The following is a 26,014-nucleotide window of genomic DNA, read 5'->3' on the forward strand; positions in this document are numbered from 1 at the left end:
CAAATTAAAAGGAGTGTAAGTAAATGAAAATCAAAGTAATCATGCCAATCACATCAGATATTTTTAATGAGGAAATTCTGGAAGAAGTTAAATATTATGCATCTGAAACAACTGAAGTTGGAGTGACCAGCCTTGATTATGGGCCTGCATCTGTTGAAAGCGAATATGATGAAGCACTGTGTGTACCTAATTTTCTGGAAAAAGCTAAGGAGGCTGAGGAAGACGGATACGACGGTGTCATCAGTGACTGTTTCGGTGACCCTGGAGTAAAGCCGGCAAGAGAAATTCTGGACATTCCGGTTGTTGGTGCTTGTGAATCCTCGATGCTGTTCGCAAGCTCATTGGCTAAATCATTTTCTGTCGTGACAGTGCTGCCGAATGTAGTCCCTATGATTGAAAACATTAGCAAAACATTAGGGGTCAACGGTAATTTAGCATCCGTCCGATATGTAAATATTCCTGTATTGGAAGTTCACGATAAGGATCGGTTAAAAAGAGAATTGTACGAGGAAATGATCAAAGCAATCGAGCAAGATGGCGCCCACGCCTTAGTATTAGGCTGTACAGGATTCATGGGTGTTGCAGCAGAACTTCAGAAACGCCTAAAACAAAACGGGTATGATGTTCCGGTCATTGACCCAGTATTCGCGGCAACACGACTGTTGGAAAGCTTGATCACAATGGGAGTAAAACAAAGCCGTCTGACATACATGACACCACCCTCAAAACAGAGAATAAAAGCATAATTGGGATTGAAAATAAACAACAAGTACACTCCTGTAAAATGAATTAACAGAACGTTCCGAAAGTTGAGCGGGGATTATGGCTTTCCATGAATAGGGCAAAATCCTTTTTTGTGAAACCACAGTCAGGGGAGTAAATAATAAATTAAAGGGGTTGAATTTATGGAAGATACAAAGAAATTAGGAGACGATTACTCGCTGTCCAGGGTTCCGAAATCAGCGCGATTGCCAATGTGGGACATCATGCTTGTCCGTGTAGGAGCTCTTGCCACCTTGTCTCAATTTTTGCTGGGTGCTGCATTGGGATACGGTATGACTTTCTGGCAGGCGTTTTGGGCCATGTTCTTTGGAAGTGTTATTTTACAGGTTATCAGTTTTCTTATCGGTTATGCGGGAGCACGTGAGGGTCTTTCTACGAGTTTATTATCGCGGTGGACTGGATTCGGCCGATATGGCTCCACTATTATCGGCATAGTTATTGCCATTTGTACGATAGGCTGGTTTGGGGTGCAAAATTCAGTCTTTGCCAATGGATTAGTCCAGGCAACCGATGGTAAATTGATTCTTCCCGTTGCCGCTGCGTTAACTGGCATGGGCGTAACGGTATTGGTTATCTTTGGATTCAAGCTGTTAAGCATGACAGCGAAAATTGCCGTTCCTGCCTTTCTATTGGTAGTAGGATTCGGAATCTATCAAGTTCTAAGTGATTATTCGGTTATGAGTTTAATAGGAACTCCACCACCAGGAGAGGTGCTTTCACTTGGAGTAGGTGCAACAATGGTGGCCGGAGGGTTCATGATTGGTGCAGTCATCACTCCTGATTTCAGTCGGTTTGCACGAAACGGGAAAGATGTTTTTTGGATGACCACGATTGGTACCATAGTTGGTGAGATGGGTGTCGGCATGGTTGCTGTGTTGATGGCCCATGCTGCAAAAACGAGTGATGTTGTCAGTATCATGTTGCAAACATCCGGTTGGCTTGGAGCCGCTGTAGTTGTTTTTTCAACAGTTAAAATCAATAACTTGAATTTATACTCTTCTTCTTTAGGTTTTACGAATATCATCGATTCGTTATTTAAGGTCAAAGTGAATCGTGCAATTGTGACACTTGTGATCGGGGTAATCGGAACAGTTCTATCCATAATGGGGATTCTTGATCGGTTTGTCGACTTTCTTGTTTTACTGGGAATTATGATTCCACCAATTGCAGGGATCATGGTGGTTGATTACTTCGTGTTAAAAACGTATCGTAAAGCACTTGATGAAAGCAGGGAGAAAGGAACCTTGCCAGCAGAGCCTGAAAAAATAAATCCAATTACATTAGTGGCTTGGGCGGCAGGTTTTGGAGGCGGTTATTTTATTACAGTTGGCATCCCATCAATCAATTCACTTTTAATAAGCGGTATCGTCTATTACTTTGGTGTGTTAACGGTGAAAGCATTTCAGGGTAAAAAAGAGCTAAAGGGAAAAGTTGCATAATAAACTTACGTATTATTGGAGGTTTTTAAATAATGAGAAAACTGGGCAAACAGGAAATCGAAGATATTGCGGTTGGCGCAGCCTTACTTGGTACTGGCGGAGGAGGAGACCCATACATCGGCAAGTTAATGGCATTGCAGGCGATTGAAGAATACGGGGAGATCACCTTATTGGATGTGGATGAAGTGCCAGATGACGCTTTAGTTGTGCCTTCTGCGATGATGGGAGCACCGACTGTCATGCTTGAAAAAGCCCCAAGCGGTGAGGAAGCAGCTGCTGCTTTCAAAAACCTTGAAGCCTATTTAGGAAAAAAGATCTTCGCAACGATGCCAATTGAGGCGGGTGGACTCAATTCAATGCTTCCATTGGCCCTTGCAGCAAAATTAGGTTTACCTGTTGTCGATGTAGATGGAATGGGCAGAGCGTTCCCGGAATTGCAAATGGTCACTTTCTATTTGGATGGAGTCGCCGCTACACCTATGGTCCTTGCTGATGAAAAAGGGAACACTTCATTGCTGTCAACGATTAATAATGTTTGGACAGAGAGGATTGCCCGCGCAGCTACAATTGAAATGGGCGGTTCAGCCATGATTGCCATCTATCCGATGACAGGCAAGATTGTAAAGGAAAGCGGAATTAGCAATATCTTAAAGCTGGAAGAAGAAATCGGCAAAGCCATCAGGCTTGCAAAGCAAAACAATGCAGACCCGATCAAAGAAGTTCTCAAAAAGGCAGAAGGGTTTGAATTGTTCCGGGGCAAAGTCAGTGATATTAACCGGAAAACTGAAACCGGTTTTGCAAGAGGAGTCGCGACATTCGAGGGAATCAATGAATATAAGGGTGAAACGCTCGAGGTCCGTTTCCAAAATGAGCATTTGCTTGCCCAGACCGAACAGCGCCTCCTTTGCGTCACACCGGATTTAATTGCTGTGCTTGACGCGGAAACTGGCCTTCCGATCACGACAGAAGGCATCAGATATGGCGCTAGATGCGTCGTAATTGGAATGCCTTGCCATCCAAAGTGGAGAACGGAAAAGGGCATTGAAGTAGTTGGTCCTAAATACTTTGGCTACGATGTTGATTATATTCCTGTAGAAGAACTTGCGAAAAAAGGAGTGACAAAATAATGGGCGTATATCGTATTGGAATTGACGTAGGTGGAACCCATACAGACGCGGTCCTATTGGATCAGAACAATAAGGTGATTTCGGAAACAAAATCACCGACCACTGAAGATGTAGCAACAGGCATTTATACAGCCATGAAAAAAATAATCAACGATGCGAATGTTCCTCGTGAACAAATCAAATATGCAATGCTAGGGACCACCCATTGCACAAACGCTATCGTTGAGAGGAAAAGATTGAATAAAATTGCAGCGATTCGCATTGGTGCCCCGGCTACATTGGCCGTCAAACCACTGATTGGTGTACCGGAGGACCTCCGCGTGGCACTTGGAAAGTATGTATATCTTATTCGAGGAGGGCATGAATTCGATGGGCGGGAGATTGTCTCTTTAGATGAAGAGCATTTATATCAAATCGCCGAAGAAATCAAAGGGGAAGTGGATTCTATCGCCATCACTTCAGTCTTTTCTCCTGTATCGCAAAAACATGAACAGAGGGCAAGTGAAATACTGAAAGAAGTACTTGGGGACGACGTATCTGTTTCTTTATCATCAGAGATCGGCTCGGTAGGATTGCTGGAAAGAGAAAATGCGACGATCCTCAATGCTGCTGTTGTCAAGGTCGCTAAAACTGCAGCGGACGGATTCATCAATGCACTGAAAAACGAAGGGATTGAGGCGAGAGTCTTCTTCGGACAAAACGATGGAACATTAATGTCGGTAGAATATGCGGTTAAATACCCCATCTTCACGATTGCCTGCGGACCAACGAATTCTTTGCGAGGAGCATCTTATTTAACTGATTTCTCCGATGCGATTGTGGTGGACGTTGGAGGAACAACTTCCGATATTGGCGTACTCGTTCAATCTTTCCCAAGGGAATCCTCATTGGCAGTAGAGATAGGCGGAGCGCGGACCAACTTCCGGATGCCTGACCTTATTTCCATCGGCCTTGGGGGAGGGACAATCATTCGCATCCAGGACAATGGCGAATTCACGGTTGGACCAGACAGTGTCGGGTACCGCCTGCCAGAAAAAAGCCTGATTTTTGGAGGAGACACACTAACTACAACGGATGTTGCAGTAGCCCTTGGAAAAGTCGATCTTGGTGATCCTTCAAAAGTGGCCCATCTTGATAAGGAATTATTAAATCGAGTCTATGATAAAATGGTAGAGCTCGTCGAAGAAGCAATTGATAAAATGAAAACCAGCTCAACACCTGTACCGGTCATCCTCGTTGGCGGCGGCAGCATTTTACTGCCAGAAGAATTAAAAGGAGCTTCAGAGGTAATTCGCCCTCACCATTCAGGAGTGGCAAATGCCATCGGGGCGGCGATCGCCCAGGTTAGCGGACAAATTGAAAAGGTTTATGCCCTAGCAGAAATCAGCCGGGAAAAGGCGCTGGAGCATGCCAAGGAAAAAGCGATGTCAGAAGCGATTAATGCTGGTGCAGATCCCGATAGCCTGGTCATTGTCGATATAGAGGATGTTCCGCTTGCATACATGCCAGGAAACGCGACCCGTATCCGTGTTAAAGCAGCAGGTGATTTAGCACAAGTTGAAATGAATGAACTGGTATAGTACAAACTGGATAAGAAAAGCGCAAGCGCCCTGTTAAGCCCCGACAAATCATCTCTACCAGGAAAGTCAAGTCGCTCTTTGACTTTTTGGGCGGAGGGTATTTGACTTCGAGGGGCTGGGCGCTGGAGCTAGACAGCTATCGATAATATAAAAAGGCTCTAGTCCAATCTAGAGCTTTTTCTAATACTGATGATTATCAAATATTGGAGGAAGAGAATATGAGTATAGAAACATACATAGAGGAAATCAAAAATAAAACATTGATTATTGATGCCCACTTTGATCTTTTAATGGATGTGGCTATCCAAAGGGAAAAAGGCAGAAGGAAGGTGATTGAAACAGATTACTGGCCGCGTTTTAATCAAGGCGGGGTCAATATCATTATCGCGGCCATTTTTATCGACAGCGGATTTTTACCCGAGATGGGTCTGCGAAAAGCGCTCAATCAGGTGAGTGCATTGTACGAAGAAGTACAGGAGTCCCCGGATAAAATGATGATTTGCAAAAATAGAGACGATATGATTCTGGCACAGCAATCAGGGAAAATTGGTTTCTTATTATCCCTTGAAGGAGCGGAACCAATTGGAACTGATTTAAGATTATTAAGAGTATTCTATGAATTGGGTGTCCGAAACCTTGGCTTGGTTTGGAGCAGAAGAAACGCGGTGGGAGATGGTAGCCATTTCAGTCCGATAGACGAAGGGACAAAGGGTGGAATAACCCACTTTGGAGTGAAGGTAATTGAAGAGGCCGAAAAGCTTGGAATGACGATTGATGTTTCCCATTTGAATGATGAAGGATTTTGGGATGTGATCGAAATGTCAAAAAAGCCGATCATTGCATCACACTCGAACTCACGGGTTCTTTCGAATACGATGCGTAATTTAACCGATGAGCAGATGAAAGCTATTGCATCAAAAGGCGGTGTGATTGGAGTCAATGCGGTAAGCATCATTGTTGCAGTGGAAGACGAAAATAGTACGTTGGAACAATTTATTAAGCACATTGACCATATAGTGCAGTTAATCGGGATTGATCATGTTGGGATCGGGCTCGATTTGTGCGATGATTTCTTCAAATATATGGACGCAGACGATTTAGCCAGTATGCCGCGAAAACCCTTTGACGTAATAGACGGCCATCAACGCTTACCGAAATTAATAGAAGGCTTGATTAATAGGGGCTACAAGGAAGAAGAGCTGCAAAAAATAATAGGAGGCAATTTTTTAAGAATCTTTTAAAAACTAGTGCCTGACCCCCTTTAGAACGGTACTTGATGGCAATCATCTATTACCAAACAATTTCAACGTTACTATGAGGTTTTTACCGGTAAGGGGACATCCTAATATTATAACTACAGATATTGGAAGAAGTGCAGCAGTTCCAAGTAATTTTCTATAACTAAACCAGCATATAGCAATGACTAGACAAAATTGAATATTGTAGGGAATATATTGCCCTATAAATTCTTACTCAGAAATGGTGAGTGGAATTAATCTAACAGAATTCAAAGAGCTGTAAGGGCTGATGCTGATGAGGAATCAGTATAAAATAAACTTTAATATCATCAAATCCGTTATACTGGGGGGAAATAAAGATGAACATCATTCAAAAAGCAATAAATTTTGCAGCAGTAGCCCATCGAAATCAGACGAGAAAAGCAACAGATATCCCATATGTCTCTCATCCTTTTGCCGTGGGGATTTTTACAAAAGGAGAACTGTTCGGATTCGGTCATTGCTGCAGGTATTCTTCATGATACCCTTGAAGATACCGATACAAATTATGAAACATTAGTAGAGCAATTTGGTGAGCATATTGCGAATTTGGTCAGAGCAGCTTCGGAACCTGATAAAACCCTCCCTTGGCGTGTAAGAAAACAACATACCATTGATATGTTAAAAAATCTATCTATAGAAGAAATACAAGTCATTACTGCGGATAAATTGCATAATCTACAATCCATCAAGGAAGACCGTAAAATGATTGGCGAGATGGTATGGGAGCGTTTTAACCATGGCATGAAAGATCAGCATTGGTATTATGCAAGTATTGTAAAAGAATTAGCACCTAGAAAAGAAGAATTTACACTGATACGGGAATTGGAGTTGGAAGTAATCCATTTGTTTGGGTCTCTATAGTTCCCTTCAAATGATGAAATTACGCTCATTCTACTAAGTGAACTGAAGATGAACCTATATTTAACCGAAAGAAGTCTCTTTCGGTTATTTTTTTTTCAATATTGGTGAACATTTGTAATCAAGCTACATCCTTACCTTACTAACCCGACATCTTTATTTTTTCGGTTTTTTACTTCATCCATTTTTGAATAAAAGCTTTCTTCTAAATCAATTTCAAAGTAATTTGCCATTTTAATAATATAGGCTAAGCAATCAGCAAATTCTTTACCTAAATCCTCTTTGATAGATTCTTTAGCTAAATTAAATGCCTCTTTTTCATCCCTGCCTTTTGATATGTGACTATTTGTCAAATTAAAAGCTTTTCGAAGTTCTTCAGCAACTTCCGCTACTTCTGTTGTTAACAGCATATAGTTATTTAAAAGTGAAGCACGAGTTCTCTCATAATTATCTTTATTAATTTCCCAGTTCATTTCTTCATGATATCCTTTTGCGAATTTCTGTAATTCTTTCACTGCTGCACCTCATTAAAAGTTTATTATCTTAAGATTTCCTAAGTCCTAAGATATATTATTAATTAAGAGTTGGTCAAATTAGAAATCTCTCGAAATAGATGACATCTGTCATTTTTTTTACATGAAGTTTTAATTTAGAATCTGGTTAAATCCTAAATGATCGATGAGTAATTTAGATACAAAAAGTAAACACATATAATATAATTAATGGATGTAAGATCTACTCTAGAGCAGGAGAAACCCAATAAATGAAAAAATACGAAAATCAATTACCGACAACTATGACAATGGGATGGAAGTCGATGATCAGCATGCTGAGAGATTCTGTCATACCAGCTGCGAATCGGAGACCCAAGGCTGTCATCGATGCGGAAACATTCCTGCCATCAGAGACCCCTTCAATCTCTGATGCACCTCGGGTCACTTGGTTTGGCCACTCGGCTTTTTTTCTCGAAATAGAAGGCAAGAGGCTTTTATTTGATCCCATGTTCGGTCCTCGTCCTTCACCTGTGTCGTGGGCAGGTACCAAGAGATACAAAAATAATCTTTCTGTGCAACTGGAGGATTTTCCGACACTTGATGCAATCATTATTTCCCACGATCATTATGATCATTTAGATTACCAATCCATTCGTAAATTAAAGGATAAAACATCGCGGTTTTTTGTACCGCTCGGTGTTCGTCAGCATTTGATTAAATGGGGCGTTCCTTCAGAAAAAATTACCGAAAAAGCTTGGTGGGATGAGTTAGAATTCAAAGGACTCACGCTGGCTTGTACACCGGCAAGACATTTCTCAGGAAGGGGATTATTTGACCGTGATTCTACCATGTGGTGCTCTTGGGTCATTGCAGGCCGGGAGACGAAGATTTATTTCAGTGGAGACAGCGGATATGGTCCTCACTTTAAAGAAATTGGCGAAAAATATGGTCCCTTTGATTTAACTTTGTTAGAATGCGGGCAATACGACGAGCGATGGTCCAGTATTCATATGATTCCAGAAGAGACGGTTCAAGCTCATTTGGATCTTGGAGGACGGTTGTTAATTCCAGTTCATTGGGGTGCGTTTACACTTGCCTTTCATGCGTGGACAGATCCGGTGGAAAGAGTAACAGAAGCGGCATTAAAACACGAGGTCAATATTTCAACACCTAAAATAGGGGAAACGGTCGTGATTACTTCAAAAGATTTTCCGACCAAGCGGTGGTGGAGGATTTAAGGGGCTTACCGCGGCAATTATACTAAGACTTTATAATAATCTGAATATAGATAGAAACGGAAATCAATTACTTGTTCATCTGAGGGTTCCTTTCTAGATGATACGGCTGTCTTAAAGAGTCAGCTTTTTTTGTTGTGAAGAAAAATACGTTAAAATGGAAAAAGATCTAATTTAAATAAATATTCCTTTAGCCCCGATATTATATGGATGGACTTTACTTCACCAGGGTACTGACCCCTATGTCCTATTAATTGGAAATAATAAGGAAGAAAAACATAAAAATATTTTAATATTAAGAATATTGACAATAGTTTTTAATCAATGTATATTATGGATATGTACAAACTTACTATGATACATAGCAAACGTAAATAGAGGTGAAAGGATGAAGCTGCAGCTCTCCGCTAACCAACTGAAACTTGAAATTATCAAAATCTACAACACGGTGAATCAAGAGCTGTTTGGAATCGGGATCAAATCACAGCGGATTGAATTAGTGGGGGACAAGGTATTTATTTATGCACAGCATAAACGGATCCCCGCTTTAAAAGTATTGGATGAAACACAGCGATTATTGACAAGAGCCGTCGATTCTTCGATCATCGAGGCTTACAAAGAAATCCTAGCTTCTAAGATCGAAGAAACTCTAAGTCTTCCAATTCAGGTTATCTTTAAGGACTATGATCCACGTACCGAGCAGGCGTTGACGGTTATTATCTTTAAGGAACCGATCGAATAAATCAGAACGATGAGCAGGTTTAGGGCCCATTTTTTAAGAGGCTTTCAAACCGCTTATCATGAAACGAACTAAAGCTTATTGCTTTGGTGTGTTTTCATGGTAAGCGGTTTTTATTTTTTTATAAATGTTTTAGGAGGGAAGAAAATGATAAATATGCAGAATGAGTGTATCATCCATGATGTGTTGCAAGCCTTGAATGTCATTACCAAAGGGCGAATGGTAATGGATTGGAATGAAATTGCCAAAGGAAGCAATCCATTTGTATTGATGAAGACGTCCAATATTCCAGGAAAAAGCGTTGTAGAAATCCCAGGACTTGTTTATGGCGATATGAATGCTCCAGTAAAAAAAATTGGAGTGGCCATGACCATGACGGAATGTGGAATTGAATTAGCGTCCGGGATGGGGCTTGATCTACTGGTGGTCCATCATCCGGTTGCGGATGCGGCCAACTCTGGCGGAGTTCCCTTTGCCCAGTACTTACCCCTTTACAATCTATCCGTCATTGAACTGCATGAAGCCTTTCATGGACTGCATCCCGGATTAGCCTATCTGCATGGACATCAGAAGCTCAAAACGGATACTAGCTTTGGAGGACTTCATGGGAATGTCTTGCACAAAGGAATTGCCTTGGAAGGAATCCAAACAGCAGGAGATATCCTGAGGAGGCTCGATGGATACATCGGACGCCAGTTTGATTCCACTTTATTAAAATCCGAACAAGAAATCCGCTCCACCGATTTTCTGGAAGAGGCGACATTAGCCAATCCAGCTGGGATTCTGAATGGAAAGGAGGACACTCCTGTCAAGCATATCCTTCACTTTTTCCCACATACCGGGTTTACCGTCGAACATCTTCACCAAGCACTTGACCTGTATCCGGAAACCGATACGATCATCGCAAGCATCAGTCGAGTACGAGAAGATCATCCGTTGGTCTTGGAAGCGAAACGCCTGGGGCTGACCTTTATAATCGGAAATCCACACTCCGTGGAAATCTTAGAAAATGGCCTACCTCTTGCATATGCCCTGGAATATTTGTTGCCTGAAATCGAGATTTATGTTCTGCGAGAGCGGGTTACTGCCATGCCACTTGCTTGCGCAGGACATCAGGAGATTCAGAATTATGGAAAGGATATGGCATTAAATTATTTGATTTCTAAGAAATCAATCAAAATTTAAGGGGGAATTAACCGATGAACAAAAAGAAAAAAATCACAGGAGTCATGATGGCCTGTTTTACCGCACTCTCGTTAATGTTAACTGGTTGTGGGAATTCCGCACAAACCACAAGCTCAAAAGAGGGTACTGTCCCTAAACAAAATGGGGATAAACTTACACAGGTTCGTTTTTCAGAGGTCATCCGTTCCATCTTTTATGCCCCCCATTATATTGCCATAGAGAAAGGGTTTTTCCGTGACGAGGGTCTAGAAGTTGATATGACAACTTCCCAAGGCTCAGACAAAGGGGCGGCAGCCTTACTGTCAGGAACGGCAGATGTTTCGCTGGTGGGTCCTGAGTCGGCTGTGTTTATCTTTAATCAGCACGGGAAACAGTCCTTAAAGGTGTTTTATCAGCTGACGGCAACGGACGGTTCCTTCTTATTGGCACGAAACCCTAAGAGTCCGTTTCAATGGAGCGATTTAAATGGCCAAGCTGTGGTGAGCTGGAGGCCGGGAAGTTCGCCGGAAATGGTGATGTCTCAAGTACTTAAGAAGAATCAAGTCGGGAAGTCAAAACTAATCACCAATATTGCTTCCCCTGCCATGGTCGGTGCCTTCGAAAGCGGTAAAGGGGAATACATTCAAGTATTCGAGCCCCTCGCCTCTATGCTCGAGCAATCAGGCAAGGCTAAACTAGTCGCATCCATGGGGGAAGCATACGGGTCCTATCCGGAAACATCGTATGTAGCAACAAATGAATTTATGAAGAAGAATCCTGAAACTTTACAAAAGTGGTCGAATGCCGTTTACAAGGCTACCCTATGGCTGAATGAACATTCTGCTGAGGAAGCAGCTGCCGCACTTGAGCCATATTTCGAAGGAACATCCAAAGAGTTAATCCAAAAATCAGTGGAACGATATGCCAAGCAAAATTCATGGGCAAAGAACCCTGTTTTGGACCAGGCACAATTGGATAAACTCCAGGACACACTGGTTGAAAGCGGGGTACTGCCGTCAGATCAACAGGTCAAGCATGGAGATATAGTTGAGACAACCTTTGCAGAGAAAGCCGTACAAGAAGGAAATTAAGGGGAAGGGGCTGAAAGTAATGACGCAAATCGAATTGCAGGATGTATCCTTGCATTACTTTACACCAAAAGAGGAGACGAAGGCTCTGCAACATATCAATCTCTCGATCCAGGAGGGAGAGTTCATCAGCATTGTTGGTCCGAGCGGCTGTGGGAAAAGCACTTTGCTTTCCCTCATCTCGGGGATGATTATACCGACAGAAGGAGAGGTCCGGCTTTTCGGTGAAAAAGTGAAGGAGCCGTCCAAGCGAATCGGGTATATGTTGCAGCATGACCACTTATTTGAATGGAGGGATATTTTGAACAATGTCCTTGTTGGGGCTGAAATCCGCGGAATGGATCGAAAAGAAGCGAAGGAACGTGCCTTGGATCTCTTGCACCGTTATGGTTTAGGAGAATTTGTCCATCACAGTCCAAAACAGCTTTCTGGGGGAATGCGGCAACGAGTTGCCTTAATACGAACCTTAGTTGTCATGCCGGAGATCCTGTTATTGGACGAACCATTTTCTGCGTTAGACTATCAAACTCGTTTGAATTTATCGGATGAAATTTCCTCCATCCTGCGCGAGCAAGGGAAAACGGCTATCTTAGTCACCCATGATATCTCTGAGGCTATCTCGATGGCCGACCGAGTCATCGTGATGTCCAGAAGACCAAGTACCATTCAATCCGACTATCGAATTGAATTTGCAAATGAACACGGAAGGCCTTCTCCATTTCATACGAGGGAGACCCAGGAATACCATACGTACTTTAATACCATTTGGAGGGAGTTGGAAGAAAATGTCCGTACCTAATCCTAAAATAATGACTGCCTCAAGCGATGTCGCAGCGGAACCTTTCATTCAGAGGGCACCAAACGAAAAATTGCCCAGCGTTCAATATTCATCCTATTTACGCAAGCAGCGGAATCGCAACCTATCGATTCGCTTGGCACAATGGCTAGTACTCTTCGTGTTTTTAGGAGTTTGGGAATTAGCGGCAAACATGAGTTGGATTGATACTATGTTAACAAGTAAACCTTCCCAAATTTTTGCTTCGTTTAATGAATTGTTAATCAAAGGCGAAATCTTGCATCACACGTGGATTACCACGAAAGAAACCATCTTAGGTTTCATCGTATCTATGGTGATAGGTACGCTACTAGCCATCCTGCTTTGGAGTTCCCGTTTTCTTTCCGAAGTGGTCGAGCCTTATATTGTCGTGCTAAATGCTTTACCGAAAGTGGCGCTTGGTCCTATTTTCTACATCTGGCTCGGGGACCAGCTATCCATCTATGGAATGGCGATTGCTATCTCCATTATCGTTACCGTTATTATGGTCCACTCCGGTTTCCAGGAGATCTCGAAAGGCAAAACGAAGCTGATGGAGTCATTCGGTGCTACGCGCTGGCAAATGCTGAAGATGGTCGTTCTTCCAGCCAGCATCCCCAATTTTGTGGCGACGATGAAAGTGAATGTCGGGCTAACTCTTGTAGGTGTAATTATGGGTGAATTCCTTTCCTCCAAAGCAGGCTTAGGCTTCCTCATTACTTACGGAGGTCAAGTATTCCAAATGAATCTAGTGATGACCAGTATCACCATCCTGGCTATTCTTTCCGTCGTGATGTATTGGTTAGTAAATATGGCCGGCAAAAAATTGCAGAAAATCTACCATTTTGATTAAGCAAAGATAAAAAGCGGTAGATGTATACTTATCTTCAATGAGAATTTTCTGAGTAAACCTACACTTTTTACCTGTTGCTACCATAATAACGCGTTGACAATGAATAATAAGCCACCTTATAATTAGGTGGCTTACTATTATGTAGGGGTGATCGATTGAACAAGAATATCAATCCAAATCTAACAATGAACCCTTTTATTGGGGATCGTCACTTTGAAGTATTGATTCAACTATTGGGAGTGGCAAGAGAGTTGGAATATGAGGTGACTTCCAAGTTATCGTATTTCGGATTGTCTAATGGAAAATTAAAAGTTCTACTATCAGTTCTAAACCATGAACGTCCTCTAAACCCTTCAGAGTTAGCTGATGAAATAGGAGTTACCAGGTCCACGATGACGGGTTTACTAGATGGTCTGGAAAAGGATGGTTTTATTAGAAGGGATATTCTCGATGACCGGAGAAAAACAGCCATTTATTTAACTGAAAAAGGATGCAGTGTTTTGAACACATTATCGCCCTTATATAGTAACCATGTGACAAAGATTTTCTCAAAGACAACTGAAGAAGAACAACAACTCTTGGTGAATTTGCTAGTAAAAATTAAAGATGGTTTACATGAGGCAAAAAAACACAATATTTTCCCGACATAAGGAATCTCTTGGATATGGGCTGCATGGTAAGAAGTATTATGGGGCCGTCTATTCTGATAGTTAGGTGCCGTAATAATTCTACGGTTCAAACTAATCTCTTTCGGTAGTTTTTTAATATAGGGTATTCTAAAGGAATGAAGGTAATAAATCCACGGTAATGAAAGGCCAACTATTTACGGGTTAATGTGAAATAATTCACTAAACTTTGCATAGGAGAATAAATAATGAAAGCATATGAGATCATGATTCAACAAGTCTATAAAGTAAAGGAAAACGATTCAGTGCGATCGGTCATCGAGAAATTCATTACGTATGGTATCAGCGGACTTCCTGTGGTTAATGACAGAAACGAAATTGTTGGGTATGTAAGTGATGGTGATATCCTGCGATATATTGGAAAGCATGAAGATCGATTTTTTGATCCTTTTTCCTATAGCTTTACGATCCAGGGGGATGATGAGGAATTCTTTGAAAGAGTAAAAAGAGTGCTAAAAAAGAATGTTCTTGAAATTGCTAAAAGAAAAGTTCTCAAAGTTTCATGGAATGAAGAAATAGAAAATATTGCAGCCCTCTTAGGAAAAAGGCAAATTAAAAAGCTGCCGGTAGAACGAAACGGAGTGTTAGTTGGGATCATTAGCCGAGGGGATGTCATTCGGCATTCATTTAAAGCTATTATTTAGGATCGTTTTGGCAAAATAAAACAAAGGGTCTAAGATAAGAGAGATTGGAACCGTATATCTATTTACTAATTGATCAGTTTTGTATAAAGGAGACATTATATTAATGGAAGAGTTAGCCCAACAGCAAATGATTAAGTTAAGGAATATGAAGAACGAATTAATACGGTTTTCATTAATGTATAAATTTGGATTGGATGAAATGAATACAAAAATAAATATTTTAAAAGAAGAATTTATTCACATTCATGAATATAACCCAATTGAACATACAAATTCGAGGCTAAAATCACCGGAGAGTATTCTAAAGAAGATGCATGCGAAAAACCTTAGTTTTTCTTTGGAATCCATTAAAGAGAATATTAAAGACATTGCAGGGATTCGGATTGTTTGCCCCTTTATCACGGATGTCTATAAAATAAGTCAGATCATTGAAAATCAACAGGATGTAGAGTTAGTTAAAAGGAAGGATTATATAAAGAATCCGAAACCGAACGGTTATCAAAGTCTCCATCTAATTATTAAAATCCCTGTTTTTATGTCAGACAAAGTAGAAATGGTGTTCGTGGAGCTGCAAATACGTACAATTGCCATGGATTTTTGGGCAAGTCTGGAACATAAAATATACTATAAATATGACAAGGAAATACCAGAGAGGATAAAAAATGATTTAAAAGAAGCAGCACTTTCAGCTTCTGAGTTGGATTTCAAAATGGAGAAGATAAATAATGAAGTAACTACCCTCAAAAAGAGGGGAGATGGAGAAGATGTTCCCATTTTTTTCGATGAAACACTGAATATCCCTCAAACTTTAATAAAGTCTATCTTTAAAGAGGAAGAAAACTAAGCGGGCGGCCAGATATGGCAGCCCTTTTCAAGCGAATTAGGTAATTTAAATAAATGAAACAAATTTAAAAAACCTTTATGGAAAATTAATTTTAGTAGCCACCTGGAAAGTAATCAAAAAGAGACAAAACAAGACAGTTGTTTCGTTTTGTCTCTTTTTTTATACCTGAATTTTCGTTAAGACATTGAGAATATGGCTTCCGTTTTTTGGCACGGTTCTTGCTTTAATAAAGTTGTAATGAATTTTTCCAGGGAGGCTGAAAAAATGAGAACGATGGATAGTAAAGATGTAGCTTTAACAAAGGAAAAAGCACAATGGATGTATCAAAAAATGCTAGAAATCCGAAACTTTGAGGACAGTGTCCATGAGTTATTTGCACAGGGAATCTTGCCAGGATTTGTTCATTTATACGCAGGAGAAGAAGCCGTTGCTGTGGGTGTTTGTGCCCATTTAACTGATAAAGATAGTATAACAAGTACCCATCGCGGACACGGTCATTGTATTGCCAAAGGCTGTGATTTAAATGGGATGATGGCGGAAATTTACGGGAAAGTAACTGGTTTATGCAAAGGAAAGGGCGGATCTATGCATATTGCCGACCTTGATAAAGGGATGCTGGGTGCGAATGGAATTGTCGGCGGTGGCTTTCCTCTCGCATGCGGTTCTGCTTTAACAGCTAAGTATAAGAAAACTGAGGATGTAAGCGTTTGTTTCTTTGGAGATGGCGCCCAAAACCACGGGACTTTCCATGAAGGAATTAATCTTGCTGCTATTTGGAATCTTCCAGTCGTTTTTGTTGCCGAAAATAACGGCTATGCTGAGGCTACTCCATTTACCTATGCGTCAAGCTGTAAATCCATTGTTGATCGGGCGATTGGATATAATATCCCAGGTATTAAGGTAGATGGAAAAGATGTTCTCGCAGTCTACCAAGCAGCAGAAGAAGCTGTTGCGAGGGCACGCCGCGGCGAAGGTCCAACACTAATTGAATGTGTGACATATCGAAATTATGGCCATTTCGAAGGAGATGCCCAAAAATACAAAACCGACCAAGAAAAGGTCGAGCATAAAACGGATAAAGATGCCATTCTACTTTTTAGAAATCACTTGCTAAGCCAGGGGCTGTTAGCTGAAAATGAATTAACCAAATTAGAAAACTCAGTTGAAGAAGCGGTAAATCAAGCTGTGAAGTTCAGTGAAGAGAGCCCGTACCCAAGTCCTTCTGAGTTGTTAACCGATGTTTATGTGTCTTATTAAAATGGAGAACCCTGAAATGGTGATTCAAAATGGACGGCTTATAGGAGCAGCCCCGATTAATAAATTTAGAATTTAGTCATTTTATTTATTGACTAATTAAAAGGAGGAATTCGATTATGGCAAGGAAATTGAGTATGTCAGCAGCGATTAATGAGGCTATGAAACTTGCAATGCGTAAGGATGAAAATGTCATTTTATTAGGTGAAGACGTGGCTGGCGGGGCTGAAGTGGATCACTTGCAGGACGAAGATGCATGGGGAGGAGTTCTAGGGGTCACGAAAGGACTTGTTCAGGAGTTTGGACGGGAAAGAATTTTGGATACCCCAATTACAGAAGCAGGTTATATGGGAGCAGCGATGGCGGCGGCCTCAACCGGTTTAAGGCCAATTGCTGAATTAATGTTTAACGACTTTATTGGAAGCTGTTTAGATGAAGTATTAAATCAAGGAGCTAAGTTTCGCTATATGTTTGGGGGCAAGGCCCAGGTTCCAGTTACCATTCGAACCATGCATGGTGCCGGATTTAGAGCGGCTGCCCAGCACTCCCAAAGTTTATATGCTCTGTTTACTGCGATTCCAGGTGTAAAAGTGGTTGTCCCTTCCACACCTTATGAAGCAAAGGGATTGTTACTCGCAGCGATCGAAGATAACGATCCTGTCATCTTTTTTGAGGATAAAACACTCTATAATATGACAGGCGATGTTCCAGAAGGTTATTATACGATTCCGATTGGTAAAGCAGATATCAAGCGGGAAGGGTCAGATGTAACCATTGTAGCGGTTGGCAAAATGGTACATACTGCATTGGAAGCTGCTGAGCAACTTTCAGCGAAGGGAATTGAAGTGGAAGTCGTTGATCCACGCAGCCTGTCACCGATGGATGAAGAAACGATTCTTTCGTCTGTAGCAAAAACCAACCGTTTAATCGTTATTGATGAAGCCAATCCAAGATGCAGTATTGCTACGGATATTGCAGCACTAGTTGCCGATAAAGGGTTCGATACACTTGATGCCCCAATTAAACGAATTACGGCACCGCACACGCCTGTACCTTTCTCACCGGTGCTCGAGGATATTTATCTGCCTAAAGCAGAAACAGTAGTTAAAGTGGCAACAGAACTAGTAGGTGCACCCCTAGAAGTATAAATCAGAGAGCGGGAAGGAGAGATCAACATGGCGGTAGAAGTTGTGATGCCGAAATTGGGAATGGCGATGAAAGAAGGCACTGTATCGATATGGAATAAAGGAGTCGGAGATCCTGTCGAAAAGGGTGAATCGATAGCAAGCGTCAGTTCAGAAAAAATTGAAATTGATGTGGAATCTCCTTCGGAGGGAACAGTATTGAAAATTGCTGTTCCCGAAGGAGAAGGTGTTCCTCCTGGGACTGTGATTTGTTATATCGGAATCCCGGGTGAAGAAGTAGCTGCTGCGTTGGCAGTCGATGAAGCCCAAAAAACGGAAGTGGAAAATGCCACATCTGTAAATGAAAAACAAGAGTCTATCACTTCAGTAAAAGCGGCTCGGAATCGCGTGAAAATTTCCCCAGTCGCAAGGAAAATCGCGGAAGCAGCCAACCTTACTATTGAAAATATCAAAGGAACGGGACCTGGAGGAAGAATAACAAAGGAAGATGTAGAGACAGCCATAAAAAATTCAGCTTCGCCTCAAGCAGAGGAGAAAAAGGAAACAGTCGAACCTCCGGTGAACCCAATAGAGGAGACCCAGCAAATCCCTCTCAGTGGAATCCGAAAAGTGATTGCTGGACGAATGTTTGACAGCCTGCAAAAAACTGCACAACTAACGATTAACATGAAGGCCGATGTGACGGATTTAATGGCTTTACAAAAGCAAATAGCCCAAACTGTTCAAAATCATTATGATCAAAAAATAACGGTGACTGATTTTATTGCTCTTGCCGTTGTGCTCTCACTGCAGAAGCACGGAGAAATGAATAGTGCGTATATGGACGATAAAATTCATTTGTTCAAGAACGTTCATCTTGGCATGGCAGTTGCGCTTGAAAAAGGGTTAGTGGTTCCAGTCATCCGCAATGCTGAAAGTTGTTCACTTATTGATTTATCTCGAAGAATTAAAACCCTGGCACAAAAAGCAAGACAAACTCAGCTTACTCACGAGGAAATGCAAGGTTCCACGTTTACGATTAGTAATCTCGGAGCCTATGGTGTTGAGCATTTCACACCAGTCTTAAATCCACCTGAAACAGGGATTCTGGGTGTCGGTGCTGTTTATGATACCCCAACCTATATTGGTGAAAATTTAGAAAGAAGAAGCATTCTTCCGCTCAGTTTGACATTTGATCACCGTGTACTTGATGGAGCTCCTGCTGCAGCATTTTTACAAACGGTCAAGCAGCATTTAGAAGAGCCGATAACTATGCTTTTATAGAAAGAAGGGAACACTTATGACTCTGATCGCAATTATAGGTGGTGGTCCTGCTGGATACGTGGCTGCAATTACTGCAGCCCAGCAGGGTCATAAAGTGACAATAATAGACCAGGGACCACTTGGAGGTACATGTTTAAATGAAGGGTGCATGCCTACAAAAGCCCTCTTAGAAAGTGCTGGAGTGTACAATAAACTTCAACATGCGAGTGAGTTTGGGATTCGTCTGCCCACCGGCACCATTGAAATTGATTGGAATACCGTCCAGGGTCGTAAAAACAAGATTGTTACGACGCTTGTTCAAGGAATTCAATATTTAATGAGGAAAAATAAAGTAAAGGTAGTCAAGGGATCGGCGTCTTTCCAAACGAGCCAGGTTTTACGGATTGAGCATAATGGGAACCAAGAAGAGATATCTGCAGACAAAATAATTATCTCAGCTGGCTCTGAACCGATCCAGCTGCCATTTGCACCGTTTGACGGAGATTGGATCATTCATAGTGGTCAGGCGATGTCGCTACAGTCCATTCCTTCCTCGTTGCTAATTATCGGCGGAGGTGTAATCGGCTGTGAGTTTGCTAGTATTTATAGCAGATTGGGAACAAAAGTCACCATTGTGGAGATGGCGGATCAGCTGCTGCCGGGAGAAGATAAAGATGTAGCTGCGATCTTACATAAGGAGCTTGAAGCCGACGGTGTCACTATCTTTTCTTCGACTAGACTAAAAGATTTAAACAAGGATCAGAAGAAGGCGTTTATAGAAAACGATAAAGGTCTCCATGAGGTTGAGCCAGATTTGGTCCTCGTTTCGATTGGCCGCAAGCCAAGGGTAAATAGCTTGGGTCTTGAAAACATCGGCATTGATTTTTCAAGACAAGGAATTGTAGTAAATGAGCAAATGCAAACAAACATTCCAAATATCTATGCCTGTGGAGACGTTATCGGCGGGATTCAATTGGCCCATGTGGCATTCCATGAAGGAACAGTTGCCGCTTTAAACGCATGCGGAGTCGATACACAGGTAAATTATCGTGCTGTTCCCCGCTGCATTTATACCTCACCTGAGATTGCCAGTGTAGGTATAACGGAAAAGCTGGCCATCGACCAATATGGTGACATAAGAGTTGGGGAGTTTCCATTCTCCGCAAACGGGAAGGCGTTAATTTCTAATGAACTATCTGGAAAGGTAAAGGTGTTGGTTGAACCAGAGTACGGGGAAATTGTTGGTGTTTCGATTGTCGGACCCCACGCCACCGAACTGATTGGGCAAGGTACCGTCATGCTTCATGCTGAGTTGACAACGGATAGTTTGGAACAATTTATTGCTGCCCATCCAAGTCTTTCTGAGGCAATCCATGAGGCATTACTTAGTGCCGTTGGACATGCGGTTCATGTTTAAGAAAAGGAGAAATGTTTATGAAAGCTGCTCTTTGGTATAACCAAAAAGATATAAGAGTCCAAGACATTCCTGAACCTTCTATTGAAAATGATCAGGTGAAAATAAAAGTATCTTATTGTGGAATTTGTGGTTCAGATTTACATGAATATTTGGCTGGCCCTATTTTCATTCCAGTAAAAGAACCCCATCCAATTTCTAAGGATAAAGCTCCAATTGTTATGGGGCATGAGTATGCCGGGGAAGTGACAGCAGTTGGGGAAGCTGTAACAGGTATTCAAGTAGGGGACCGGGTGTGTGTAGAACCAATTTACAGCTGCGGGAAATGTTCTTCTTGCCAGAAAGGTCACTATAATGTTTGTGAACAATTAGGTTTTATTGGTCTGTCCGGAGGCTTGGGCGGTTTTACAGAATATAGCGTTGTACCATCAAAGATGGTGCATAAAATCCCAGACCATATGTCATGGGAACAAGCAGCGCTTGTTGAACCAACAGCTGTTGCCGTTCACGCGGTTCGCCAAAGTGATATGAAGATTGGCGATTCAATCGCCGTGATCGGTACAGGACCCATTGGTTTATTAGTTATTCAAGCTGCCAAAGCTGCAGGGGCTAGTCAAATTATTGCAGTAGAGGTTTCAGCTGAACGCCGTGAGATTGCTAAACAAGCTGGAGCCCACATCGTCATTGACCCTATCGAAGTAAATCCCGTCGAAGCAATAAAAGAATATACAAATGGACTTGGGGTAGATGTAGCATTTGAGGTAGCTGGAATCGAAGCCACTATTAATACCGCGATTGAATCGACAAAATCTGAAGGTAATGTGGTGAATATCAGCATATGGGAAAAGCCAGCCAGTATCCCGGTAAATAATTTCATTTTAACTGAGAGAAAAATGACTAGTATAATAGCTTATCGCAACATTTTTCCACAAGTTATTCAACTAATCGCCAATGGGCAAATTCAAGCAGCAGAATTAGTGACTAAAAAAATATCTATTGATCAAATCGTTTCTGAAGGGTTTGAAGCATTAACTAAAAACAAGAACCAAATTAAGATCCTAGTCGATCCTTCGTTATAATTATTCTATAAATTATCAAGCTATGCGTTTATTGCGCGTGGCTTTTTTGAATTTTCTATATAATGCAATCGTCTGATTGAAAGCGTATTCATAGTTTTGTATAATAAGAACTGTACGTTTACCCACCACGTTTTGACTTTTTTCTTCTAATACTTCTTTTTTCTTCGCAAGATTTACAACAAGTAATCTATCACAAATTTCTGTAGAAAATATTTCCTATGATTACAGGAGGGATTATGAATACTACTTTTTATTTTGATGCTTGGAAGCGATTTGTAAAAGAAGGAATTCTGGATCCGGCACGGTTAAACAAACGAATATCGGAATCCTGGCACCGTTGTAAAAAAGAAAGGGTAAACCCTTATTTAAATAAAGGTCTTGATTTATTATCAAAAGAAGAATTGGATGTCAAAAAAGAAATCAATTCTCTGCTGATCGAAATAGCCTCCCCTTATATAAAAAAGATGGATCAGGCAATAAAAGATTCTGGAATGATGGCACTTTTGGTCGATCCGGATGGATATGTTCTTTCATTAACCGGAAATGAACAAACGTTATCGGATGCAAGAAAAATCAATTTTGTTGAAGGGGTGCGCTGGACTGAGGCTGAGGTCGGTACCAATGCAATAGGGACAGCGTTACAGACAAAAGAAGCGGTAACTATAAATGGGGCTGAGCATTATTCCGTCGCTTCCCATCAATGGAGCTGTTCCGCCACACCTATTTTTCACGATAATGGAAATCTAATGGGCGTCATTGATGTTTCATGCCCAGTTAATTATTCTCACCCCTTTATGCTTGGAATGGTCACTTCGATTTCTTATGGCATTGAAAAAGAAATCAGCAAGCGGGCCTATTTAGAAGAAATAACACTTTTCCAGCAAGCAAGCCATCTGGCAGAGAACTATCAAAACCAGTTCTTTCTGGTATGTAATCAAAAACAAATGATCATTTCCGCGAGTAAACCGCTTCGCGAAAGGTTCCCTCAATCAATCGGAATGAACCTGTACGAACTATTACATAACGGATACCAAATTGATGCTGAAATGCCTTTTCATTCGAAGGAAAACAACAGGATCATCGGAAGCTGCTACTTTATTTCAGAAGTGCTAACACATCGTAAAAACGTATCAATTCAAGTACAAAGTCATTCAAAACCCTTTATCTTTAAAGGAGAGAGTGGAACGAGTGAGGTTTTTCAACATACGTTAGCCAATGTTAAGCTTGTAGCTCCAACAGATACCACCGTGTTTATTTCAGGTGAAACCGGTTCTGGAAAAGACCTGATTGCTCGGGCAATTCATGACAACAGCCCCCGAAAGGATGGCCCATTTATTTCATTAAACTGCGGAGCGATTCCGAAAGAACTTATGGAAAGTGAGCTTTTTGGCTATGTCGAAGGGGCTTTTACCGGGGCAAGGAGGCAAGGATATAAAGGGAAATTTGAACAGGCTCAGAAGGGGACGATCTTTCTTGATGAGATAGGTGAAATTCCGCATTCCATGCAAGTAGCCTTATTGCGTGTACTTCAGGAAAAGAAAGTTTCCCCGATTGGGAGTACGAAGGAAATCCCATTGGATGTTCGTGTTATTACAGCAACCCACCGTGATATTATGAAACTTGTAGAAGACGGAATTTTTCGGGAAGACCTCTATTATCGTTTGAACGTTTTTCCAATTGAAGTTCCTTCTCTTAGAAAAAGAAAAGAAGATATCCCACACCTTATCAGGTATTTCTGTAAAAGAAATGGATGGAACATCCCTAATATGGATGAGCTATCTTATAGATTGAAAGACTATGAATGGGCCGGAAACATAAGAGAATTAATAAACGTTTTAGAGCGGCTGTACATTATGTCACTTGATGAACAGTCAAGTCAGAATATTTTTGTTAATAGCTTTGATTCTTTAATAATAAGACATCCATCCAGTTCTTCGTCAAATTCTCAAGTAAATAAAGGAGATGCGGAAAAGAAGTTAAATGCCCGAGAAAAAATACAAAAGGACCTAATGGTGGATGCATTAATAAAGACAAAAGGTAATGTAACCGCAGCCGCGAAATTACTAGAAATACCACGGAGTACTTTTTATAAAAGGCTCCAAAAGTTTGGAATGTAAGGATGACATTTGTTCAAACAATATATGGATATTCAAGTATTAATCAATAAAATTAATTAATTGTTCCCAGACTCCACACGTGTGGAGTGCTGTTCACTACTAGTATTGAAAGAATAAAAAGTACTATGTGGCCGTGTAAAAAAACTATCTAGACCCCCGAATAGATTATCGGGGGTTCTTTTTGTGTATATCCCAATTTATTAAACAATTGAAATAAAATTTCATATTTTTATAATAAATTTTAAAAAATAATTCCAATTACGTAATCCTTTTGACCTGTAGAAACGTCTGTTACGGGACTTATGTGGTATAGACTACTGTACACCATTACCTATATGCTTTTACTATAAATTGTAAGCGTCACCATTATCTCGGTATACATAAGGAGACCCGCCTGCAATTCATTCAATTGTATAAAGGAGGACGTATGAAAAGAAAAAAATTTATGATTACAGCAGTTTGTACCATGCTACTAGGCACCTCAACAGTATTTGCCAACAATGACCTTCCTAGTGATCCAACGATTGAAAAGCAAGGGAAACTCACATTCCCATCAAAGCAACCACACCCTGTCTTTACATGGAATTCGACTGTCATCCCTGTTTCGAGCGTACTTCACCCAAGCTCTGCACAAGGAGCCGGAATGGTGGAAGCTCCACTCCAGCAAATCTATCAAATTATGAACCAAGCAATTTCACAAAAATTAATGCCAGGCGCTGTCACATTTGTAGCGAGAGCTGGGAAAATTGTGAAACATGACGCTTATGGCTATTCAGCTCAATACACCGATGGTAAGTTTACCGAAATGGAAAATCCAATTCCAATGGAAAACGACACGATTTTTGACTTAGCGTCTATTAGCAAGATTTTTACTGCTACGGCCGTGATGATTCTTTTTGAAAAAGGATTATTCAATCTTGATGATCCGGTGGCAAAACATATTCCAGAATTTGCTGCAAACGGGAAAAAAAACGTAACGATTCAACAGTTGTTAACCCACACATCCGGTTTTGTCTCCTGGATTCCTCTATATTCAAAAGGGAATTCAAGAGAAGATAGGCTGAAGTTGGTATTAAACCAAACTTTGAAAAATGCACCCGGTACGACTTACGAATACAGTGATTTAAATATGATCACGTTAGGAATGTTAGTTGAGCACCTGTCCGGCCAGCGCCAGGATGAATTTGTCCGGGAGCACATCACAGAACCTTTAGGGATGAAGGATACGATGTACAATCCGCCGGCTTCTTTGAAAAATCGCATTGCTGCGACTGAATACCAGTCAACACCAGATCGTGGTCTCGTCTGGGGAGAAGTTCATGATGAGAATGCTTGGTCATTGGATGGGGTTGCCGGACATGCGGGTGTGTTCTCAACAGCAAATGATCTCGCTAAGCTTGCCCATATTTTTATTAATGAAGGCATGTATGGTGGCAAAAGAATCCTGAAGCCGGAAACGGTACAGTTGCTGCTGCAAAATCAGAACGCCGCATTCCCTGGGAATGACCATGGCCTTGGCTGGGAGCTAGGCCAGGGCTGGTATATGGATGCTTTATCAGAAGGTACCTACTCTTTTGGCCATACGGGGTATACAGGAACTTCGATTGTAGTAAGCCCGAACAATAAAACCGTAGCGATCTTACTGACCAACCGTGTCCATCCGTCAAGAAATATGGGGTCAATGAATCAAACCCGTCGCTTATTTGCTAGAAATGTAGCTGATTCGATTCCTGTCTCGATTCCTGGTAAGAGTGATGCTTGGTTTGCAGGGTACGGCGACAAGTTAAACCGAGTAATGGAAACTGATCTTCAATTATCCAAGGATACCACACTCACGTTCTCCACATGGCACATGATTGAGAATGTATGGGATATCGGATCCGTAGAGATTTATAGAGATGGCAGTTGGCACCAGCTTGCTCAGTTAACAGGCACAAGCAATGGCTGGGAAAAGAAAGAATTGGATATACCTAGTGATTCGACGAAATTACGGTTTTTATATCAAACCGATGGTTCTACAAATTCCCGCGGCTGGTATATTCAGAATCCAAAACTTGATTCAGGAGCTACTCTTTCTTTTGCAAAAAATGAATGGGAGCTAAGGGACTATTAAAAAAAGAATAACTTGAGGAGGA

General features: G+C 41.3%; 23 protein-coding genes. 22 read left to right on the top strand and 1 reads right to left on the bottom strand.

Features of this window, described 5'->3' with window-relative positions; all coding sequences use genetic code 11:
- Positions 1–23 precede the first annotated feature (23 nt).
- The 6 genes from ACE198_RS10470 to ACE198_RS10495 all read left to right on the top strand — a co-directional run bounded on the left by ACE198_RS10470 (position 24) and on the right by ACE198_RS10495 (position 7,070).
- Positions 24–746 carry an aspartate/glutamate racemase family protein gene (locus ACE198_RS10470; RefSeq protein WP_375375510.1) on the top strand — a complete coding sequence of 241 codons (723 nt, stop codon included), beginning with the start codon at positions 24–26 and terminating at the stop codon, positions 744–746.
- Positions 747–905: 159 nt separating this feature from the next.
- On the top strand, positions 906–2,222 hold the full coding sequence (locus ACE198_RS10475) for a purine-cytosine permease family protein (RefSeq protein WP_375375511.1): 1,317 nt from the start codon (positions 906–908) through the stop codon (positions 2,220–2,222).
- A 32-nt stretch (positions 2,223–2,254) separates the two neighbouring features.
- Entirely contained in the window at positions 2,255–3,349 is a 1,095-nt protein-coding gene (locus tag ACE198_RS10480; RefSeq protein ID WP_088088353.1) for an S-methyl thiohydantoin desulfurase family protein, read from the top strand.
- Positions 3,349–4,929, top strand: a complete 1,581-nt coding sequence (locus tag ACE198_RS10485; RefSeq protein WP_375375512.1) for a hydantoinase/oxoprolinase N-terminal domain-containing protein — start codon at positions 3,349–3,351, stop codon at positions 4,927–4,929. Before ACE198_RS10480 ends, ACE198_RS10485 begins: the two co-directional genes overlap by 1 nt.
- A 218-nt stretch (positions 4,930–5,147) precedes the next feature.
- A complete protein-coding gene (locus tag ACE198_RS10490) occupies positions 5,148–6,170 on the top strand; it encodes a dipeptidase (RefSeq protein ID WP_375375513.1) in 1,023 nt (340 codons plus the stop codon).
- Between the two features lie 435 nt (positions 6,171–6,605).
- Positions 6,606–7,070 carry an HD domain-containing protein gene (locus tag ACE198_RS10495; RefSeq protein ID WP_375375514.1) on the top strand — a complete coding sequence of 155 codons (465 nt, stop codon included), beginning with the start codon at positions 6,606–6,608 and terminating at the stop codon, positions 7,068–7,070.
- Positions 7,071–7,201: 131 nt separating this feature from the next.
- Here the strand turns inward: ACE198_RS10495 and ACE198_RS10500 are convergent, their stop codons facing one another.
- Positions 7,202–7,582, bottom strand: a complete 381-nt coding sequence (locus ACE198_RS10500; RefSeq protein ID WP_375375515.1) for a MazG nucleotide pyrophosphohydrolase domain-containing protein — start codon at positions 7,580–7,582, stop codon at positions 7,202–7,204.
- Positions 7,583–7,830: 248 nt separating this feature from the next.
- On the opposite strand from ACE198_RS10500, the gene ACE198_RS10505 reads away from it, so the two are divergent.
- The 16 genes from ACE198_RS10505 (at position 7,831) to ACE198_RS10580 (ending at position 25,992) form a co-directional block, all read left to right on the top strand.
- Positions 7,831–8,799, top strand: a complete 969-nt coding sequence (locus ACE198_RS10505) for an MBL fold metallo-hydrolase (protein ID WP_375375516.1) — start codon at positions 7,831–7,833, stop codon at positions 8,797–8,799.
- Between the two features lie 385 nt (positions 8,800–9,184).
- The gene (locus ACE198_RS10510) at positions 9,185–9,538 is read left to right on the top strand and encodes a Na-translocating system protein MpsC family protein (RefSeq protein WP_375375517.1); all 354 of its coding nucleotides are present in this window, start codon (positions 9,185–9,187) and stop codon (positions 9,536–9,538) included.
- Positions 9,539–9,682: 144 nt separating this feature from the next.
- On the top strand, positions 9,683–10,720 hold the full coding sequence (locus tag ACE198_RS10515; RefSeq protein WP_375375518.1) for a Nif3-like dinuclear metal center hexameric protein: 1,038 nt from the start codon (positions 9,683–9,685) through the stop codon (positions 10,718–10,720).
- A 14-nt stretch (positions 10,721–10,734) separates the two neighbouring features.
- Entirely contained in the window at positions 10,735–11,790 is a 1,056-nt protein-coding gene (locus tag ACE198_RS10520; protein ID WP_375375519.1) for an ABC transporter substrate-binding protein, read from the top strand.
- Positions 11,791–11,809: 19 nt separating this feature from the next.
- The gene (locus ACE198_RS10525) at positions 11,810–12,586 is read left to right on the top strand and encodes an ABC transporter ATP-binding protein (RefSeq protein ID WP_375375520.1); all 777 of its coding nucleotides are present in this window, start codon (positions 11,810–11,812) and stop codon (positions 12,584–12,586) included.
- A complete protein-coding gene (locus ACE198_RS10530; protein WP_098571787.1) occupies positions 12,573–13,454 on the top strand; it encodes an ABC transporter permease in 882 nt (293 codons plus the stop codon). Before ACE198_RS10525 ends, ACE198_RS10530 begins: the two co-directional genes overlap by 14 nt.
- A 155-nt stretch (positions 13,455–13,609) precedes the next feature.
- On the top strand, positions 13,610–14,104 hold the full coding sequence (locus ACE198_RS10535) for a MarR family winged helix-turn-helix transcriptional regulator (RefSeq protein WP_375375521.1): 495 nt from the start codon (positions 13,610–13,612) through the stop codon (positions 14,102–14,104).
- A gap of 224 nt (positions 14,105–14,328) precedes the next feature.
- On the top strand, positions 14,329–14,784 hold the full coding sequence (locus ACE198_RS10540; RefSeq protein ID WP_098571789.1) for a CBS domain-containing protein: 456 nt from the start codon (positions 14,329–14,331) through the stop codon (positions 14,782–14,784).
- Positions 14,785–14,887: 103 nt separating this feature from the next.
- Positions 14,888–15,628 carry a GTP pyrophosphokinase gene (locus tag ACE198_RS10545; protein WP_375375522.1) on the top strand — a complete coding sequence of 247 codons (741 nt, stop codon included), beginning with the start codon at positions 14,888–14,890 and terminating at the stop codon, positions 15,626–15,628.
- A 264-nt stretch (positions 15,629–15,892) separates the two neighbouring features.
- Positions 15,893–16,885 carry a thiamine pyrophosphate-dependent dehydrogenase E1 component subunit alpha gene (locus tag ACE198_RS10550; RefSeq protein ID WP_375375523.1) on the top strand — a complete coding sequence of 331 codons (993 nt, stop codon included), beginning with the start codon at positions 15,893–15,895 and terminating at the stop codon, positions 16,883–16,885.
- Between the two features lie 116 nt (positions 16,886–17,001).
- A complete protein-coding gene (locus ACE198_RS10555; protein WP_375375524.1) occupies positions 17,002–18,030 on the top strand; it encodes an alpha-ketoacid dehydrogenase subunit beta in 1,029 nt (342 codons plus the stop codon).
- A 27-nt stretch (positions 18,031–18,057) separates the two neighbouring features.
- The gene (locus tag ACE198_RS10560; RefSeq protein WP_375375525.1) at positions 18,058–19,290 is read left to right on the top strand and encodes a dihydrolipoamide acetyltransferase family protein; all 1,233 of its coding nucleotides are present in this window, start codon (positions 18,058–18,060) and stop codon (positions 19,288–19,290) included.
- Between the two features lie 16 nt (positions 19,291–19,306).
- Positions 19,307–20,686: a dihydrolipoyl dehydrogenase gene (gene lpdA / locus ACE198_RS10565; protein WP_375375526.1), complete on the top strand. Its 1,380-nt coding sequence runs from the start codon at positions 19,307–19,309 to the stop codon at positions 20,684–20,686.
- A 17-nt stretch (positions 20,687–20,703) separates the two neighbouring features.
- Positions 20,704–21,762 (top strand): 2,3-butanediol dehydrogenase, encoded by a 1,059-nt coding sequence (locus ACE198_RS10570; RefSeq protein ID WP_375375527.1) that lies wholly within the window; start codon positions 20,704–20,706, stop codon positions 21,760–21,762.
- A gap of 233 nt (positions 21,763–21,995) precedes the next feature.
- Positions 21,996–23,879 (top strand): sigma-54-dependent Fis family transcriptional regulator, encoded by a 1,884-nt coding sequence (locus tag ACE198_RS10575; protein ID WP_375375616.1) that lies wholly within the window; start codon positions 21,996–21,998, stop codon positions 23,877–23,879.
- A 427-nt stretch (positions 23,880–24,306) separates the two neighbouring features.
- Positions 24,307–25,992, top strand: coding sequence for a serine hydrolase domain-containing protein (locus tag ACE198_RS10580; RefSeq protein WP_375375528.1), 1,686 nt, complete (start codon positions 24,307–24,309; stop codon positions 25,990–25,992).
- Positions 25,993–26,014: the final 22 nt, after the last annotated feature.

Source organism: Neobacillus sp. KR4-4 (assembly GCF_042136325.1).
Classification (GTDB): Bacteria; Bacillota; Bacilli; order Bacillales; family Cytobacillaceae; genus Neobacillus.

Bases quoted from the DNA above. Each gene is read 5' to 3' on its own strand.
- ACE198_RS10480 (WP_088088353.1), top strand. From the start codon at position 2,255: ATGAGAAAACTGGGCAAACAGGAAATCGAAGATATTGCGGTTGGCGCA.
- ACE198_RS10520 (WP_375375519.1), top strand. From the start codon at position 10,735: ATGAACAAAAAGAAAAAAATCACAGGAGTCATGATGGCCTGTTTTACC.
- ACE198_RS10530 (WP_098571787.1), top strand. From the start codon at position 12,573: ATGTCCGTACCTAATCCTAAAATAATGACTGCCTCAAGCGATGTCGCA.
- ACE198_RS10545 (WP_375375522.1), top strand. From the start codon at position 14,888: ATGGAAGAGTTAGCCCAACAGCAAATGATTAAGTTAAGGAATATGAAG.
- ACE198_RS10505 (WP_375375516.1), top strand. From the start codon at position 7,831: ATGAAAAAATACGAAAATCAATTACCGACAACTATGACAATGGGATGG.
- ACE198_RS10485 (WP_375375512.1), top strand. From the start codon at position 3,349: ATGGGCGTATATCGTATTGGAATTGACGTAGGTGGAACCCATACAGAC.
- ACE198_RS10495 (WP_375375514.1), top strand. From the start codon at position 6,606: ATGTCTCTCATCCTTTTGCCGTGGGGATTTTTACAAAAGGAGAACTGT.
- ACE198_RS10560 (WP_375375525.1), top strand. From the start codon at position 18,058: ATGGCGGTAGAAGTTGTGATGCCGAAATTGGGAATGGCGATGAAAGAA.
- ACE198_RS10525 (WP_375375520.1), top strand. From the start codon at position 11,810: ATGACGCAAATCGAATTGCAGGATGTATCCTTGCATTACTTTACACCA.
- lpdA (WP_375375526.1), top strand. From the start codon at position 19,307: ATGACTCTGATCGCAATTATAGGTGGTGGTCCTGCTGGATACGTGGCT.
- ACE198_RS10550 (WP_375375523.1), top strand. From the start codon at position 15,893: ATGAGAACGATGGATAGTAAAGATGTAGCTTTAACAAAGGAAAAAGCA.
- ACE198_RS10510 (WP_375375517.1), top strand. From the start codon at position 9,185: ATGAAGCTGCAGCTCTCCGCTAACCAACTGAAACTTGAAATTATCAAA.
- ACE198_RS10470 (WP_375375510.1), top strand. From the start codon at position 24: ATGAAAATCAAAGTAATCATGCCAATCACATCAGATATTTTTAATGAG.
- ACE198_RS10475 (WP_375375511.1), top strand. From the start codon at position 906: ATGGAAGATACAAAGAAATTAGGAGACGATTACTCGCTGTCCAGGGTT.
- ACE198_RS10555 (WP_375375524.1), top strand. From the start codon at position 17,002: ATGGCAAGGAAATTGAGTATGTCAGCAGCGATTAATGAGGCTATGAAA.
- ACE198_RS10490 (WP_375375513.1), top strand. From the start codon at position 5,148: ATGAGTATAGAAACATACATAGAGGAAATCAAAAATAAAACATTGATT.
- ACE198_RS10580 (WP_375375528.1), top strand. From the start codon at position 24,307: ATGAAAAGAAAAAAATTTATGATTACAGCAGTTTGTACCATGCTACTA.
- ACE198_RS10570 (WP_375375527.1), top strand. From the start codon at position 20,704: ATGAAAGCTGCTCTTTGGTATAACCAAAAAGATATAAGAGTCCAAGAC.
- ACE198_RS10515 (WP_375375518.1), top strand. From the start codon at position 9,683: ATGATAAATATGCAGAATGAGTGTATCATCCATGATGTGTTGCAAGCC.
- ACE198_RS10540 (WP_098571789.1), top strand. From the start codon at position 14,329: ATGAAAGCATATGAGATCATGATTCAACAAGTCTATAAAGTAAAGGAA.